Source organism: Neobacillus mesonae (genome assembly GCF_023715155.1).
GTDB classification, from domain to species: Bacteria; Bacillota; Bacilli; order Bacillales; family Cytobacillaceae; genus Neobacillus; species Neobacillus mesonae_A.
The window spans coordinates 1-15,247 of record NZ_JAMBNQ010000063.1 but is presented as its reverse complement, the minus strand read 5'-3'; the positions used below and the strand labels follow the sequence as shown (position 1 = coordinate 15,247).

Below are 15,247 nucleotides of genomic sequence, written 5' to 3'. Positions count from 1 at the left end.
CTAAGATTGATTTTGTGTTGTGTGTGTATAATCATCTTACTGAGGGGCTCTATTTTTATCAAACGGTAAAAAGAGCTATCTACAGGAATTCTTAATTTTGCAAATAACGGGAAAACTTCCGCTTATTCCTAAATTGAATAAACCACCGCTTTTCTTGGCATAACAACATAGTTTACGAAAACAGCCTAAAATAAAGACAACAATCACCTCTGGCTTCTATTATTTTTTTGAAAATCCATATTACTCCCAATATACGGTTCTAGAGCTGGATAAAATTCTTTTTGGACATGATTTAAGGATAACTGATTTTAATACATTGGAATTTTTTGCTTCTAATCCTTTATTGCATTTAGGAGAATGTTCATTAAGCCTTTAAAAAAATGCATACCTGCCCTGTTATCCCACTAATTCTTGTAGATATCCTATGAAATATAAACCTTTTTTGTACATTTCATCAGATTTAAAAGGAGATGAGATTATTGACTGGACATCGATTTAAGCCCGAAAAGGCAGAAAAGTTATTGGACCCTAAACGACAAGAGTTAATTCCACCGAATAAGGTGATAGAAATACTTGAAATTCAAGTAAGTGACATTGTGGCGGATCTAGGTGCAGGGAATGGATACTTTACTCTTCCATTAGCAGAAAAAACCAATGAAACGGTCTATGCTGTAGATATTGAACCTAAGATGCTAAGCTTTTTAAAGGAAAGAGCAGTTCAGGTGAATCGACAGAATATCCAGTATGTCCAAAGCGATTTAGAAAATATCCAGCTTAACGATCATAGTGTTAACAAGGCAGTTATGGCATTTGTTCTCCATGAAATACCTGATATGAAAAAGGCAATTGGTGAGTGTAAAAGAATTTTAAAAGACAATGGGCGCTTAGCCATTCTTGAATGGGAAGCTGTAGAATCTGAAATGGGCCCGCCTCTTCATGAACGAATTTCTTCCGATTCACTGAAACAATTCCTTCTGGAAAACGGGTTTCAGCCGAAAATAATCTCGTTAAATCAAGCCATGTATGCCGCTTTAATTGATATGAAATAAACCAGGAAGGAAAATGATTATGTTTGATTTTACAGTTGAAACAGATAAAAATATAGAAGAAGCCATCCAAAGCCTGGAAGAAAACTTGAAGCTAGAAAAGTTTGGAGTTTTGTGGAAGTTTGATATAAAAGAAAAACTTCAGGGAAATGGTTTGGACTTTGATAAAGAGTTTAAAGTGCTGGAAGTATGCAATCCGCAAGAAGCACAAAGAGTATTAAATGAAAACGAAATGGCTGGATATTTCCTGCCTTGTAAAATAGTTGTTTTTGAAAAAGATAAAAAAACAAAAATAGGGATGCCTAAACCAACAGCACTGATTAATCTTTTGAATGATGAAAAGATGAAGCAATTAGCACAGCACATTGAAGACCGGCTGATTGGTTGTATAAAGAGCAGCAGCTAATTAAAGATGTAATAAAAAATGAGCGTACAAATCAGTATGCTCATTTTTCTATATTAAAAACGGAAGAAAACTAAAAATATGGTTGACAACATACCCTGATGGGTATAATATATAACTTGTCAACGCTGTTCCTTTCATCGTTAAAGGAGGTTTAAATGGAATTACTAGTTGGATGTACAATTATTATACTGTATTTTTTATATAAAAGATATTTTCCGGTGTTTGGCGTTCAGTATATTCATTTTAATGATCTTGAATTGGATCCAATAAAGATTATTGATGTAAGAGACTACAACGAGTTGTCCGGCACCCCAATCGAAGGTACAATAAATATTCCAATTGCATATCTCAAAAGAAATAATAATGAAATTATAAATAGTGATTTACATTTAGTTGCATCAAATTTACTTGAAAAAAATATTGGAATACGTTTTTTAAGAAAAAAGGGATATAAGGTGCTCGGATATACGATTATTAAGCCAAACACATTAAGCTGTAAGGAAAATAAATTAAAAATAGAAATGAATAGATAAAGGAGGTAAAACACGTGGAGTACAATGAACAAGTCAAAAATAGAGTGAAACGTATTGAAGGACAGTTAAGAGGAATTCTAAGAATGATGGACGAAAATAAGGATTGCAAAGAAGTTATCACTCAGTTATCTGCTGCAAGAACTGCTATTGATCGCACGATCGGTGTAGTTGTAAGTTCTAATTTAGTGGAGTGCGTTCAAAAAGCAAATGACAGCGGAGAAAAAAACATGGAAGATTTGGTAAAAGAAGCTGTTAATTTGTTAGTGAAAAGTCGATAAAAAGGGTTGACACCCTCTTTTATTTTCATTATTATTATACCCATAGGGGTAATAGTAACAAAGGATGAGGAGGAAATAAATAATGAATAGTGTAAAAGTATTAGATGCAAAGGGTTTAGCATGTCCAATGCCAATTGTAAAAACAAAAAAGGCAATAAATGAAATTGCAACTGGTGAAGTTCTAGAAATTCATACAACAGATAAAGGGGCAAAAAATGATTTGACTGCTTGGGCAAAATCAGGTGGACATGACTTATTAAAATTTGAAGAAGAAAATGGAATTTTAAAGTTTTGGATTAAAAAAGGATAATTTTTTTTGATTAATATAATACCCGTACAGGTTTATTGATAAAACATCAGGAGGTTACTGGATGACAGAAAAGAAGAAAACGACGATTGTTTTATTTAGTGGTGATTACGATAAAGCAATGGCTGCATATATTATTGCGAATGGTGCAGCTGCTTATGACCATGAAGTAACCATTTTTCATACGTTTTGGGGACTAAATGCCCTTCGTAAAAATGAAAAAGCTCTTGTGAAAAAAGGTTTTATAGAGAAAATGTTTGGAAAAATGATGCCGAGAGGCGCCGATAAAATGGGTCTTTCCAAAATGAACTTTGCGGGATTTGGTCCTAAAATGATTAAGGATGTTATGAAAAAGCATAACGCGATGTCACTGCCGCAATTAATTGAATTGGCACAGGAACAGGAAGTTAAACTGGTGGCCTGTACGATGACAATGGACTTGTTAGGGCTCCAAAAAGAAGAGCTATTAGATAACATTGAATATGCAGGAGTGGCAGCCTATTTGGCGGATGCTGAAGAAGGCAATGTAAATCTGTTTATATAAAACTGCTGGATAAGGGGATTCCCCCATGAGTTATTGGCTCTAAACACAATAGTAGGAGGACTGCAAAATGAAACAAATGACCGCAAAAGAGGTTGAAACATTATTAAATGAAGGAAAGAAATTAAATATTATAGATGTACGTGAAGTGGATGAAGTTGCAGCAGGTAAAATTCCTGGTGCCGTAAACATACCATTAGGATTAGTTGAGTTTCGTATGCCTGATTTAGATAAATCAAAAGAGTATATCATGGTATGCCGTTCAGGAGGCAGAAGCGGCCGCGCCACACAATTTCTTGAAAGTTATGGCTTTAATGTAATCAATATGGCCGGCGGCATGCTTGCTTGGGAAGGTAAAGTTGAATAAAGCGAAACTTCAATCAGCAGGGGATTACTGCCCGGTACTGCGGGTGAATTTTTTAGGAAAATCAATACCCTTACAGGTATTGAGAAATGGAGGATTTTAAATGGAAAACTTGAAATCAAATGTGATTTTAGATGCCAAAGGGTTAGCATGTCCGATGCCTATTGTTAAAACAAAAAAGGCAATGAATACTCTGGAGGCAGGACAAGTTTTGGAAGTTCAAGCCACAGATAAAGGATCCAAAGCAGACATGAAAGCTTGGGCTGAAAGTTCTGGTCATCAATATTTGGGAACAATTGAAGAAGGTGAAGTATTGAAACATTATCTTCGCAAATCTTCTAACGATGAAGCCGCTGATAAGAAACACCCGAATGTTATCAATAACGAAGAGCTTGAGAAAAAACTTGCGGCAAATGAAAATATCGTTGTGATTGATGTCAGAGAAGCTGCAGAATATGCCTTTAACCATATTCCAAGTGCAATTTCTATTCCATTAGGTGAATTGGAAGAGAGAATAAATGAATTAAATCAACAAGATGAAATTTTTGTGGTTTGCCGTACAGGCAACCGCAGTGATCTGGCTGCACAAAAATTAGCGGAAAAGGGATTTACAAAGGTAATGAATGTTGTACCAGGTATGAGCGGGTGGACTGGCGGCACAGCAGGCATTAATAAATAAGCAGGTTAATCTTAAACCGAGGTCAATGGTAAATAGGTAATTGGTTTTAAGCCAGAAAATATGAATATCACGAAATATTTAGGAGGAAAAAATAATGAATAAAAAAGTAGCAATTATCGCAAGTAATGGTGGATTATTTGATGCCTATAAAGTATTTAATATTGCAACTGCAGCAGCAGCATCTGATAAGGAGACTGCTATTTTCTTCACTTTTGAAGGTTTAAACTTAATTCATAAAGAAGCTTACAAACAACTTCCAATGCCAGAAGGAAAAGAGCATTTTGCTGAGGGGTTTGCAAAAGCTAATGTCCCTTCCATTCCAGAATTAGTTGAAATGGCGAAAGAATTAGGTGTTAAATTTATCGGATGCCAAATGACAATGGATGTAATGGGATTAGAAAAAGACGACTTTATTGATGGAATTGAAGTAGGCGGGGCTGTTACATTCTTAGAATTTGCTAAGGATGCGGACGTAACCTTAACTTTCTAATTTTTATTTGCTGTGTTAAAGGTCATAGGTTGTTTTATAACTATGTAATTAACACAGCTCTTTTTAAAAAAAGATTAATACCATAGGGGGTAAATGGAGAATGACTGTAAAAGTAATGACGTCAAAAGAAGTAACGAAAAAAGTTTTTAATAAAGAAGAGTTATTTATACTTGATGTTCGAAATGAAAGTGATTTTAACGACTGGAAAATCGAAGGAGAAAACTTTGAGTATTTAAATGTTCCTTATTTTGAATTACTGGATGGTGTGGAAGAAATCATGGAAAAACTTCCTGCCGATAAAGAGGTTTTAGTTGTTTGTGCGAAAGAGGGTTCTTCTGTTATGGTAGCAGATATGCTTTCTGAAGCGGGTTTGACTGTCTCTTACCTTAAAGGTGGAATGAAAGCATGGAGTGAACATTTAGAACCGGTTAAAGCGGGCAGCCTAAATGACGGAGGTGAAATTTATCAATTTGTTCGAATTGGTAAAGGATGTTTATCTTACATGGTGGTATCAAACGGTGAGGCAGCATTGATCGATGCAACACGCATGACTGATATCTATCTTGATTTTGCCGAAAGTATCGGTGCAAAAATTACTCATGTATTTGATACACACCTTCATGCTGACCATATTTCAGGAGGACGAACAATTGCAGAGAAAACGGGTGCAGCATACTGGATTTCACCTAAGGATGCAACAGAAGTCACATTTGATTACCAACCATTAGAAGACGGAAATGATGTCAAAATTGGTGACACTATCATTAATATCCATGCATTATATTCGCCTGGCCATACAATCGGATCTACTTCTTTTGTTGTAGATGAAAAGTTCTTGCTATCCGGTGATATTTTATTCATCGATTCAATTGGGAGACCTGACCTTGCTGGTAAGGCGGAAGACTGGGTTGGGGATTTAAGAGAAACTCTTTATAAACGTTACAGAGAATTATCAGAAGAGCTCATCGTTCTCCCAGCTCACTTTATGATTATTGATGAGTTAAATGATGACGGCAGTGTCGCTGAAAAATTAGGGACATTGTTTAAGAAAAATCATGGTCTAAATATTAAAGATGAAGATGAATTTAGAAAAATGGTAACAGAAAACCTACCGCCTCAGCCAAATGCCTATCAAGAAATCCGCCAAACCAATATGGGGAAAATCAATCCCGATATCGATCAACAGCGGGAAATGGAAATCGGGCCTAACCGCTGTGCAGTTCGATAAAAGTTCGATTGAAATGAGTTAAAAATAAGGGGAACCATTTTAGGTTCCCTTTTTAAAAGTCTTAAACGTTGATAACGGTCTAGCTCCGGGCGCCATCGGGCAGCGTACTTCGTTCTTCTGCATGCGACAAGGAATCATCGGATCACTTCAATCTCCATGATTCCTTGATCACAGCGGGAGAGATCATAAGGAAGGCTCCGGCAGCATAGGCATCGCATGAAGGAAAAGCGTTAGCTCTTTCAAGGAGTCCGTACGCCGAAAGGCAGGCGCCCTGCGCTTTTAAAAAGGAGGACATCATGGATATTAGCTTTATTATAACAATTTTCCTGATTGGATTTGTTGGATCATTTATTTCGGGGATGTTAGGGATTGGCGGTGCCATCATCAATTTCCCCATGTTATTGTACATTCCAGCTTTACTAGGGGTAGGTCATTTTACAGCACATGAAGTTTCAGGAATTACAGCAATTCAAGTGTTCTTTGCCACAATTGGCGGTGTTATGGCTTATCGTAAAGGTAATTTCTTAAATAAACCACTGATTGCCTATATGGGAATTAGCATTTTAATTGGAAGCTTTATTGGGGGATTCAGCTCTACACATATGCCGGAAGGCGGAATCAATATTGTCTATGGAATTTTAGCCTTAATGGCAGTAATCATGATGTTTGTTCCGAAAAGAGGTATTGATGATATTCCTCTGGAACAAGTTAAATTTAACCGATGGTTAGCTGCGCTTTTTGCTTTTATTGTCGGAATTGGAGCTGGTATTGTGGGAGCTGGTGGTGCATTCCTGCTGGTGCCGATTATGCTTACAGTATTAAAGATACCTACAAGAATGACAATTGCCTCATCCTTAGCTATCACACTTATTTCATCAATTGGAGCAGTTACTGGTAAAATTTCAACGGGACAAGTGGCCATCCTTCCTTCCATTATCATGGTTGTTGCAAGTTTAATTGCTTCACCTATTGGAGCGAATGTTGGAAAAAAAGTAAATACAAAAGTATTGCAAATCATAATGGGAATTTTAATATTAGCTACAGCCATTAAAACATGGATGGAAATTTTATAATTACTATATAGCAGTAAATGCCGGGAAAATAAATTTAACAAATCTGTTGGAAAATAATTTTAAAAGATAAAAACATGTTGGAATATAAAGTAATGAATGGTGTCTTATAAAAGGCACCTTTTTTTTCTATACAAATGGTACGCTTCCTTTTCTAGCTGCGAAATATCTCTCCTGCACTTAAAAGCAATCTTTCCCTGCAAAATCCTAACTAATAACAATTATATAGGGGTTATAGGACATTTTGAAAATGGCATACGTTTTTAGTGAGGAGGAATATCAGGGAGGGATTGGGATGAAAAACGAAGAGCTTGAAGCAAAACTAGATAATAAAGCCCAATCAATCGGTAAGCTGCAGCTGGGAGAAAAAGAATATTTTGCTTACAATAAACATGACAAAATTGTTTTTAAAGATACCTCAAATGAAGGTGTAAAGGTGGATTTTTCTTTTAGTAAAAATAAACAAAGAAATAATTTGGCAAAAGACGGCTGGCGTGAGTTCTGGACTGAATTGTACAGATAAACAATCCGGTCTTTTTTGATGTTTATCATAATGTGTGAAAAGTGAGAATAGGTGGTGCTATTGAAGAAAAGAGTATGGACTTTATATCGTGTATCTAGTAAAAAGCAGGTAAATGTAGATGATGATATTCCGAATCAGCGTAAAGCTTGTCACCGCTTTGTAGAATCGAAAACGGACTGGGAGATTACCAATGAATTATATGAAAAAGGAATTTCCGGGTGGAAGAAAAAAGCGGACGAACGGGATGAGGTAGTGGAAATAAAAGAAGCTGCTATAAATAATGAATTTGATGTTTTACTTGTTTTCATGTTCGACCGAATTGGCCGGAGAGATGAAGAGACTCCTTTCGTTGTTGAATTTTTAGTGAAACAAGGAATAGAGGTGTGGTCTGTAAACGAAGGGCAAACAAAAATCGAACAGCACGTAGATAAGCTTTTAAACTATATTCGGTTTTGGCAGGCTGCAGGAGAGAGTGAAAAAACTTCTGATCGTGTAAGGGCATTCAAGGCTAATTATGCAGAAGAAGGTTATTTCCAAGGTGGAGCAGCTGCATACGGATATAAATTAGTGATGTCAGACATACCTCACTTAAAGAAAAAGGATATGTTTTATAAAAAAGAAGTACCAGACGAATATGAATCAGAAATCGTCAAATTAGTATTTGATTTATATGTGAACCGTCATTATGGCTGCAGGAAAATTTGTGATTATTTGAATGAAAAGGGATATAGAAGCCGTGATCATACATTGTTTGGAGTTAGCACAATTTCACGAATGCTCGAAAATCCTATTTATATCGGCAGGAAAAGATATCAAAGTTATAGGGGAAAAAAAGGTGATACACAGCCATATAAAGAAGAGCTTCGAATTATAGGAGATGAATTATTTGAAAAGGCACAGGCAATTAAGAAACAGCGAAGAGAGGCGTTCAGGAACGATAAGAAAAAAGGGGTTCCAGGAAGCGGTAAGCTCATGTTTTCCGGCCTTGCCTTTTGCGAAGTTTGCGGAACTAGATTGTCTGGAAACTACAACTACCGTGAAACACCTAAAAAGGGCAAGCCAGGTGAGGTTTATAAGCGGGTAGAATATCGATATCGGTGTCCTGCAAACAAGGGAACTTTTAATCATGGTCAAAATATTTGGGGGGCCAGAAAATACGATAACGTAATATTAGCACACATAAAAGAAATCATAAGGAATATGGACCTGTCATTGTTTATTGACAAATCAATCGATAAGAAAAAGCAAGAGGCAGGATTCAAAGAAAAATTACTCAAAAACCTTGGAAAGGAAAAAGATAAGTACAAAAAGCATTTGGATAAGCTAAACAGCGAAATTGCAAATTCACTATTGGGGGAAAGTTCTTTTACACAAGAGCAGCTATCTGCAGCAATTAATGCAATTCAAGAAAAGTATGATGAGGTAATTAGAAATATTTCGGTGATTGAAAGTGAACTAAATCAAAAAAAGGAGAATGATCTGGAAGTTCGTAACAAGATAGAAGAGTTGAAAAATTGGGAAGAGAAATTTGAGGGGGCAGATCATGATTTAAAAAAAGTCATGCTTTCACGTGTCATTAACAAAGTATATTTCAGCCGTGGACATGTAAATATAGAGTTTAACGATTATATCGAAGAAATTTTACACTTGATTGAGAAAAGCTGATTATAAAAGCTTTTCTATTTTTTTTGGTGCATTATGTACCCGTAAGCCAAAGCATTTGCAACATTAGCAAAGTCAATGTTTTGAATAAGATTTAAATCCTTATGAGGGTCAATGCCATGCTTCTTTAATACAAACTCTCCAACCATTTGCGGCATGCCGCCTTTCCGCTGGCCAAGGAAGGTAGTTCCCTTTAATTGATCCCATGAGAAGTTATCGATTTTTTCTCTTGCTACAAGGAAGGTTCCATCTGTTTGTGTGACTTGGGCAAAATTGATAACAGGGTCATTTGAGCCTTGTGCATACACATAAATGGATGTTTCAGACCCTACAAGGGCAACATCGACACCGCCGGATAAAAGGGCTGTCATCGTTTTATCGCCCCCCGGTGTGGTGGTCAAGGAGACATCTAAACCTTCCTCTTTAAAAAAGCCTTTGGCTAAAGCAACATATTGCGGAGCATAGAAGATGGAACGAGTTACTTCCGCAATCCGGACCTTTTCCAGTTTCTTTGGTTCTTCTTTTGTAGAATCATTATTACAAGCCGCTAACGGAATCATAAGAAAAGCAATAAGCAGCAAGGAGAAACTGATTTTAGACCATCTTTTCATGAATATAAAACCTCCTTAATCTGGGCTGATTACCTATGATATGGTATGAAGATTAGCAAAATGTGTGAGTGCATAGTTTTAAAATAATTTATCTGGGGTCAAATGAATATTTGCGGTTACTTAAAAAAATGTCGAAAATAAACTAAATACAATTGAAAATTTTGAATTGACAGTTAAATATATTTGTCTTACAATAATACATATTAAAGCTTGGGCTGTTTTATATAAAAGGGAGGTGACATTAGTGCTTCAAAGATATAGTGATATTTACTCAGGGATTTTTTTACTATTATTAGGAATTGGTATGTACCTGACAACCTTTAGTTTCAAAGAATTAACATCAAGTAAAATAGGACCGGCATTTATGCCTCAAATTATCTCAATTTTTATATGTATCGTCAGTGTTTTCATAATTGTAAACGGATTCAAGCGTTTGAAATTTTTAAATGAATCTAAAGAGGAACAAGTGGAAAAACCCGCTTATTTTCCAGTTGTTCTCTCACTTGTATTAATGATTGGTTATCTAATACTGATGCCATCACTGGGCTTTCTAATGACAACAACTCTATATCTCTTTTTTCAAATGTATTTACTAGCAAATAAAAGTACAAGAAAGATTCCCGTTCTTATTATTATCTCAATTGTTTCATCGGTCGTGATATATTACATTTTTCATTCGCTCTTTTATGTCATGCTTCCATCCGGAATTTTAGGTTAGGGGGGAAATTATGTTAGAAATGTTAATAGCAGGCTTTACAGCAGTTTTGACATTTAAAATTATATTACTAATTGTACTTGGTGTGATTTTAGGATTAATATTTGGCTCTATTCCCGGCCTGACAGCAACAATGGCAATTGCTATTTGCTTACCTATTACATATGGGATGGAGCCGGCAGCAGGCATGTCATTATTAATGGGATTATATATCGGAGGGGTATCAGGCGGTCTCATTCCTGCCATTCTTTTGAAACTGCCAGGAACACCTTCATCTATTGCTACTACCTTTGATGGGTATCCGATGGCTCAGAAGGGTCTTGCTGGGAAGGCGTTCAGTTACGCTATTCTTGCCTCATTCTTTGGAGGTTTATTAAGTATTATTGTGTTGATCTTAATATCTCCGCCTCTTGGGAACTTGGCAGTCCAGTTTGGTCCATTTGAATATTTTGCTATCGTTATTTTTTCTTTAACCTTGATTGCCAGTTTATCGGGAGATTCCATTTCGAAAGGAATAATGGCAGGATTATTAGGTATTGGATTTGCAATGGTTGGTTCAGCTCCAATTGATGCATTCCCACGTTTTACATTTGGATTTAGTTCTTTGGATGCGGGGTTTAATCTATTACCTGTACTAATCGGTTTGTTCGCTATATCGGAAATATTATTAACAGCTGAACAAAAAATGAAGACAAAATTGAAGGCTGATTATTCTAATTCAGGTTATCGGCTCACCATCAAAGAACTTGCGGGTCAAGGCTGGAACTTTTTACGATCAAGCCTTATCGGTCTAGGAATTGGTATTCTTCCTGGAATTGGGGGAGGAACATCGAATTTAGTTGCCTATGCTGCAGCTAAAAACCAATCTAAGAATCCTGAAAAATTTGGAACAGGTATTCCAGATGGAGTTGTTGCATCTGAATCCTCTAATAATGCAGCGATTGGAGGAGCACTAGTACCGCTTGTTTCACTTGGAATTCCTGGTGATACCGTTACAGCTATGTTATTAGGAGGTTTGGTCCTGCATGGCCTTCAGCCGGGTCCAATGCTCATACAAACCCATGGGGATATTGTTTATGGAATCTTTGCTGCATTGCTTATTGCAAACGTATTTATGCTGGCATTTCTATACCTTGGTATGAGGGGATTTATTAAACTTCTCAGTATTCCGCAGCATATTTTACTCCCTATTATTATCACACTATGTGTTGTGGGTGCCTATGGCGTTAACAATCGTTTGTTTGATGTAGGTGCACTATTATTCTTTGGTGTGATTGGATATCTCATGATGAAATTTAATTTTCCACTTACCCCATTGGTGCTTGGATTCATTTTAGGCCCGCTTCTCGAAACGAATTTAAGGCGTGGACTAATGTTATCACAGGGAGATTTTACTCCTTTCTTAACTGAACCAATTGCTGCAGCATTCCTGTTACTTACATTCTTCTCTTTATTCTTTAAGTTCTGGAAAAACAGAAAGAACAGGAAAGATTTAAATGTAACAGATCATAATAATGTTACTTCATAAATAAGTTAATGTTTACCTTTTTTCTATTAAAATATCAAAACTTTTATCGAGGGGGGAAAGATTTTAACAGGATTTAGTTACTGTAGAATATGTTTTTATTTTAATAGAAATCAATTTCACTATATAAGGGGGCTATATCATGAAAGGAAAAATTTCAAGATCCATATTAATTATCGCGATGTTATTACTATCAGTAATATTGGGAGCCTGTTCAGAAAAGGAAGCTTCCAATCAATCAGCTGGTAAAGAGGGACCAAAACAGACAAGTGAAAAATCCAGCTATCCATCAAAACCAATTCAAGTTATTGTACCAGCTGGAGCAGGGGGCGATACGGACCTAAATGCAAGACTGCTTGGCAAATATTTAGAAAAAGAATTAGGTCAGCCAATTGTTATATCTAATGTCAATGGAGCAGGCGGTTCAGTAGGAGCCAAACAGGTATTGGATAGCAATCCTGATGGTTATAATGTTTTATTTTTTCATAACTCACTATTACTAAATAAAATATTGGGCTTAGTAGATTATAGCTATGATTCTTTTAAATTAGCCGGCATTTCTTTGCTGGACCAAGGAAATACTTTCATTGTGAACTCTAAATCAAAGTTTAAAGATTTGAAAGATATGATAGCATATGCCAAGAAAAACCCTGGAAAGGTTACGATTGCAACCGAAGTTGGGGGATTTACACATCTTCAATTAAAGGCATTAGAAAAAGATCAAGGAATTAAACTTAATATAGTTGATGTAGGCAGTGCATCTGAAAAAATTACTGCCTTGATGGGAAATCGTGTGGATATTGTCCCAACTTCACTGGGCTTAGTAACTGATTATATTAAATCAAAGAAATTTAGAACATTAGGTATTATGGCAAAGGATAGAGTTGACCTTATGCCGGATGTACCAACATTTATTGAACAAGGGGCAAATGTAAGCTTTGAAAAGTTCTTTTTCTATGGTTTCCCGAAAGAAACCCCTGATGATGTTGTGGAGAAATTCTCAAAAGCAGTAGAAAAGGTTGTGAATAATAAGGAGTATATAGAGGAAGCGAAGAAATCCCTCGTAACGCCTACTTATATGAATCCTCAAGAGGCTTTTGATTATATTAAAGAAACGGATGAATATTACAAAGAACTCAATAGTGATCAATAAGAAATTAAAAGCTGCCTGTGGACATATCCAGGCAGCTTTTAATAGGTAAGAAGAAAGTATTTTATTTACGGGCGAGGTATTAAAATCAATGAATATTTATAATGCGATTACAGCTTCAAAACGAAGCCATATTCGCTATTATGTAGTGTTTATGCTTTTTCTTGTAACGGCACTTAACTATGCTGATCGATCTATACTTTCGATATCTGGAACTCAAATATCAAGCGATCTTGGAATTAACACCGTAGGGATGGGTTATATCTTCTCGGCGTTCGGCTGGGCTTATGTAGCAGGACAAATTCCGGGTGGATGGTTACTAGATCGATTTGGATCAAAAATTATTTACGTAACCACTATTTTTCTATGGTCTTTATTATTACTCCTGCACATTATAACGGATTACTTTACTCCTGCAATTGCAGTTGGGGTATTGTTTCTTCTTCGTTTTTTTGTAGGATTGACAGCAGCGCCAATGTTTCCAGCAAATGCACGAGTGGTATCTGCTTGGTTTCCACTTGCTGAAAGAGGGAGTGCAACAGCTGTATTTGTTTCTGCTCAGCACTTTTCTACTGTTCTATTTGTACCATTAATGGGCTGGATAACCTTTATGTATGGATGGAAGTTTGTATTTTTGTTAATAGGGATAATCGGAATAATGATTGGGTTTATCTGGGTAAAAACAATCTATGACCCAGCTCAACATCCCCGTATAAGTATGGCAGAGCTTGCATATATTGAGCGCGGCGGAGCACTGGTTCATAGTGATCAAGAGAAATTGCAAAAGAATGAAAAAGGATATATTAAACTTTTACTCAAAAATAGAATGATCATAGGGATTTATCTCGCACAGTATTTTGCAGCGACAATCTCCTACTTTTTTCTTACGTGGTTTCCAATTTATTTAGTTACTGAACGTGGCATGTCTATATTGAAAGTAGGATTTATTGCAGTAATACCTGCGTTTTGCGGATTTCTTGGAACAATGCTGGGAGGTTTCCTATCAGACATATTATTAAAAAAAGGGTTATCGCTAACAAGTGCAAGGAAAATACCAATCATAATTGGAATGGTTTTGTGTTTAAGTATGGTCACCTCAAATTACTTACAGTCAGATTTTTGGATTGTATTTTTTATGGCGCTAGCCTTTTTTGGAAGAGGATTTGGAGGATTAGGCTGGGCGATTGTTGCTGATACATCTCCGAAGGAAGCAGCTGGAACAAATGGTGCATTGTTTAATTCGTTTGGAAATATTGCTGGAATCACTACGCCAATCATTATCGGATATATCCTAGACATTACTGGGTCATTTAATGGTGTACTTATTTATGTCGGTTCCAATGCATTAATTGCTATTATTTGTTATTTGTTTATAGTGGGTAAAATAAAACGAATTGCTGTCTGAATTTTTTAGCGGGTAAAATATGATTCGTAATAAGAAGCTTGTTATAGCTGGCGTACATTGAATAATTTTTATACTTGTCATACAATACAAGGAGGGGTTCTATGGATAAGAATTCATCTGATTCCATCATAGAAAACCGCTGTCACATCAGTGCTTGAATAAGTTGTTGATTTAATAAGTGGAAAAATAAAGCCAGGAGATAACTCCCACTAGATATAGATTCATTCACTGCTGATTACATATTCAAAAAAGGTACTTTCATTAAATACCAAGGGCTTCAGTTTGACTTTTGTTCATCATTCAGCGATTTATGAAGCTTGGCATCGTTTGAAGTATTTAATCAAATTGTCATCTTTTATGTTCGCAAAAAAGTTCTTCAAGATAAGTCAATTCAAAAGGTGCCTGGCAGCACTGATTATTCATTTATAAATGCAATAGGCACTTTCACAAATGTGGGATTCAAAAAGACAAAGCGGCCCATTTAGTGAAGTGCAATTTTTTTTATAAAAACTGATTTTAGAATATCTTTTTATAAGGCTGTTTTCGTAAACTATGTTGTTATGCCAAGAAAAGCGGTAGTTTATTCAATTTAGGAATAAGCGGACTCTGCGAAAAAGCTGGATTACAGGATAGCCCCCTTGGAAGTAAAAAATAAGCGGAGGTTTTCCCGTTATTTGCAAAATTAAGAATTCCTGTAGATAGTTCTTTTTACCG

General features: G+C 36.0%; 17 protein-coding genes and 1 pseudogene. 17 read left to right on the top strand and 1 reads right to left on the bottom strand.

Annotated features, from left to right (window positions below; genetic code table 11):
- The first annotated feature begins 470 nt into the window (after positions 1 to 470).
- The 13 genes from M3183_RS25635 to M3183_RS25575 all read left to right on the top strand — a co-directional run bounded on the left by M3183_RS25635 (position 471) and on the right by M3183_RS25575 (position 9,130).
- Positions 471 to 1,049, top strand: coding sequence for a class I SAM-dependent methyltransferase (locus M3183_RS25635; RefSeq protein WP_396953764.1), 579 nt, complete (start codon positions 471 to 473; stop codon positions 1,047 to 1,049).
- 19 nt (positions 1,050 to 1,068) lie between these two features.
- The gene (locus tag M3183_RS25630; RefSeq protein WP_251474708.1) at positions 1,069 to 1,452 is read left to right on the top strand and encodes a DUF302 domain-containing protein; all 384 of its coding nucleotides are present in this window, start codon (positions 1,069 to 1,071) and stop codon (positions 1,450 to 1,452) included.
- Positions 1,453 to 1,607: 155 nt separating this feature from the next.
- Positions 1,608 to 1,985: a rhodanese-like domain-containing protein gene (locus M3183_RS25625; protein WP_251474706.1), complete on the top strand. Its 378-nt coding sequence runs from the start codon at positions 1,608 to 1,610 to the stop codon at positions 1,983 to 1,985.
- A gap of 14 nt (positions 1,986 to 1,999) precedes the next feature.
- On the top strand, positions 2,000 to 2,263 hold the full coding sequence (locus tag M3183_RS25620; protein WP_251474704.1) for a metal-sensitive transcriptional regulator: 264 nt from the start codon (positions 2,000 to 2,002) through the stop codon (positions 2,261 to 2,263).
- Positions 2,264 to 2,345: 82 nt separating this feature from the next.
- Complete coding sequence (locus M3183_RS25615) at positions 2,346 to 2,573, top strand: sulfurtransferase TusA family protein (protein WP_251474701.1); 228 nt, start codon at positions 2,346 to 2,348, stop codon at positions 2,571 to 2,573.
- Positions 2,574 to 2,634: 61 nt separating this feature from the next.
- A complete protein-coding gene (locus tag M3183_RS25610; protein ID WP_251474698.1) occupies positions 2,635 to 3,114 on the top strand; it encodes a DsrE/DsrF/DrsH-like family protein in 480 nt (159 codons plus the stop codon).
- A 67-nt stretch (positions 3,115 to 3,181) separates the two neighbouring features.
- On the top strand, positions 3,182 to 3,478 hold the full coding sequence (locus M3183_RS25605; protein WP_251474695.1) for a rhodanese-like domain-containing protein: 297 nt from the start codon (positions 3,182 to 3,184) through the stop codon (positions 3,476 to 3,478).
- A gap of 100 nt (positions 3,479 to 3,578) precedes the next feature.
- The gene (locus M3183_RS25600) at positions 3,579 to 4,154 is read left to right on the top strand and encodes a sulfurtransferase TusA family protein (protein WP_251474693.1); all 576 of its coding nucleotides are present in this window, start codon (positions 3,579 to 3,581) and stop codon (positions 4,152 to 4,154) included.
- A 94-nt stretch (positions 4,155 to 4,248) separates the two neighbouring features.
- Positions 4,249 to 4,644 (top strand): DsrE/DsrF/DrsH-like family protein, encoded by a 396-nt coding sequence (locus M3183_RS25595; RefSeq protein WP_251474684.1) that lies wholly within the window; start codon positions 4,249 to 4,251, stop codon positions 4,642 to 4,644.
- A gap of 100 nt (positions 4,645 to 4,744) precedes the next feature.
- Positions 4,745 to 5,872, top strand: coding sequence for an MBL fold metallo-hydrolase (locus M3183_RS25590; RefSeq protein WP_251474682.1), 1,128 nt, complete (start codon positions 4,745 to 4,747; stop codon positions 5,870 to 5,872).
- A gap of 296 nt (positions 5,873 to 6,168) precedes the next feature.
- Positions 6,169 to 6,945 (top strand): sulfite exporter TauE/SafE family protein, encoded by a 777-nt coding sequence (locus tag M3183_RS25585; RefSeq protein ID WP_251474680.1) that lies wholly within the window; start codon positions 6,169 to 6,171, stop codon positions 6,943 to 6,945.
- Positions 6,946 to 7,237: 292 nt separating this feature from the next.
- Positions 7,238 to 7,465: a hypothetical protein gene (locus M3183_RS25580; RefSeq protein ID WP_251474678.1), complete on the top strand. Its 228-nt coding sequence runs from the start codon at positions 7,238 to 7,240 to the stop codon at positions 7,463 to 7,465.
- 60 nt (positions 7,466 to 7,525) lie between these two features.
- Positions 7,526 to 9,130, top strand: coding sequence for a recombinase family protein (locus M3183_RS25575; RefSeq protein ID WP_251474675.1), 1,605 nt, complete (start codon positions 7,526 to 7,528; stop codon positions 9,128 to 9,130).
- Between the two features lie 38 nt (positions 9,131 to 9,168).
- On the opposite strand, the pseudogene M3183_RS25570 reads toward M3183_RS25575, so the two are convergent.
- A pseudogene (locus M3183_RS25570) lies at positions 9,169 to 9,738 on the bottom strand (ABC transporter substrate-binding protein); the annotation flags it as partial.
- Positions 9,739 to 9,982: 244 nt separating this feature from the next.
- Between M3183_RS25570 and M3183_RS25565 the strand changes: the two are divergent.
- The 4 genes from M3183_RS25565 to M3183_RS25550 all read left to right on the top strand — a co-directional run bounded on the left by M3183_RS25565 (position 9,983) and on the right by M3183_RS25550 (position 14,533).
- Positions 9,983 to 10,456, top strand: a complete 474-nt coding sequence (locus tag M3183_RS25565) for a tripartite tricarboxylate transporter TctB family protein (RefSeq protein WP_251474673.1) — start codon at positions 9,983 to 9,985, stop codon at positions 10,454 to 10,456.
- A 10-nt stretch (positions 10,457 to 10,466) separates the two neighbouring features.
- Positions 10,467 to 11,981 (top strand): tripartite tricarboxylate transporter permease, encoded by a 1,515-nt coding sequence (locus tag M3183_RS25560; protein WP_251474671.1) that lies wholly within the window; start codon positions 10,467 to 10,469, stop codon positions 11,979 to 11,981.
- Positions 11,982 to 12,120: 139 nt separating this feature from the next.
- Positions 12,121 to 13,131: a tripartite tricarboxylate transporter substrate binding protein gene (locus M3183_RS25555; RefSeq protein ID WP_251474667.1), complete on the top strand. Its 1,011-nt coding sequence runs from the start codon at positions 12,121 to 12,123 to the stop codon at positions 13,129 to 13,131.
- An 88-nt stretch (positions 13,132 to 13,219) separates the two neighbouring features.
- Entirely contained in the window at positions 13,220 to 14,533 is a 1,314-nt protein-coding gene (locus M3183_RS25550; protein WP_251474665.1) for an MFS transporter, read from the top strand.
- The last annotated feature ends 714 nt before the right edge of the window (positions 14,534 to 15,247 follow it).

What these genes read in the sequence shown, in the direction of transcription:
- M3183_RS25560 (WP_251474671.1), top strand. Translation starts at nt 10,467, where the DNA reads ATGTTAGAAATGTTAATAGCAGGCTTTACAGCAGTTTTGACATTTAAA.
- M3183_RS25615 (WP_251474701.1), top strand. Translation starts at nt 2,346, where the DNA reads ATGAATAGTGTAAAAGTATTAGATGCAAAGGGTTTAGCATGTCCAATG.
- M3183_RS25580 (WP_251474678.1), top strand. Translation starts at nt 7,238, where the DNA reads ATGAAAAACGAAGAGCTTGAAGCAAAACTAGATAATAAAGCCCAATCA.
- M3183_RS25595 (WP_251474684.1), top strand. Translation starts at nt 4,249, where the DNA reads ATGAATAAAAAAGTAGCAATTATCGCAAGTAATGGTGGATTATTTGAT.
- M3183_RS25585 (WP_251474680.1), top strand. Translation starts at nt 6,169, where the DNA reads ATGGATATTAGCTTTATTATAACAATTTTCCTGATTGGATTTGTTGGA.
- M3183_RS25605 (WP_251474695.1), top strand. Translation starts at nt 3,182, where the DNA reads ATGAAACAAATGACCGCAAAAGAGGTTGAAACATTATTAAATGAAGGA.
- M3183_RS25550 (WP_251474665.1), top strand. Translation starts at nt 13,220, where the DNA reads ATGAATATTTATAATGCGATTACAGCTTCAAAACGAAGCCATATTCGC.
- M3183_RS25590 (WP_251474682.1), top strand. Translation starts at nt 4,745, where the DNA reads ATGACTGTAAAAGTAATGACGTCAAAAGAAGTAACGAAAAAAGTTTTT.
- M3183_RS25600 (WP_251474693.1), top strand. Translation starts at nt 3,579, where the DNA reads ATGGAAAACTTGAAATCAAATGTGATTTTAGATGCCAAAGGGTTAGCA.
- M3183_RS25610 (WP_251474698.1), top strand. Translation starts at nt 2,635, where the DNA reads ATGACAGAAAAGAAGAAAACGACGATTGTTTTATTTAGTGGTGATTAC.
- M3183_RS25635 (WP_396953764.1), top strand. Translation starts at nt 471, where the DNA reads ATGAGATTATTGACTGGACATCGATTTAAGCCCGAAAAGGCAGAAAAG.
- M3183_RS25625 (WP_251474706.1), top strand. Translation starts at nt 1,608, where the DNA reads ATGGAATTACTAGTTGGATGTACAATTATTATACTGTATTTTTTATAT.
- M3183_RS25630 (WP_251474708.1), top strand. Translation starts at nt 1,069, where the DNA reads ATGTTTGATTTTACAGTTGAAACAGATAAAAATATAGAAGAAGCCATC.
- M3183_RS25555 (WP_251474667.1), top strand. Translation starts at nt 12,121, where the DNA reads ATGAAAGGAAAAATTTCAAGATCCATATTAATTATCGCGATGTTATTA.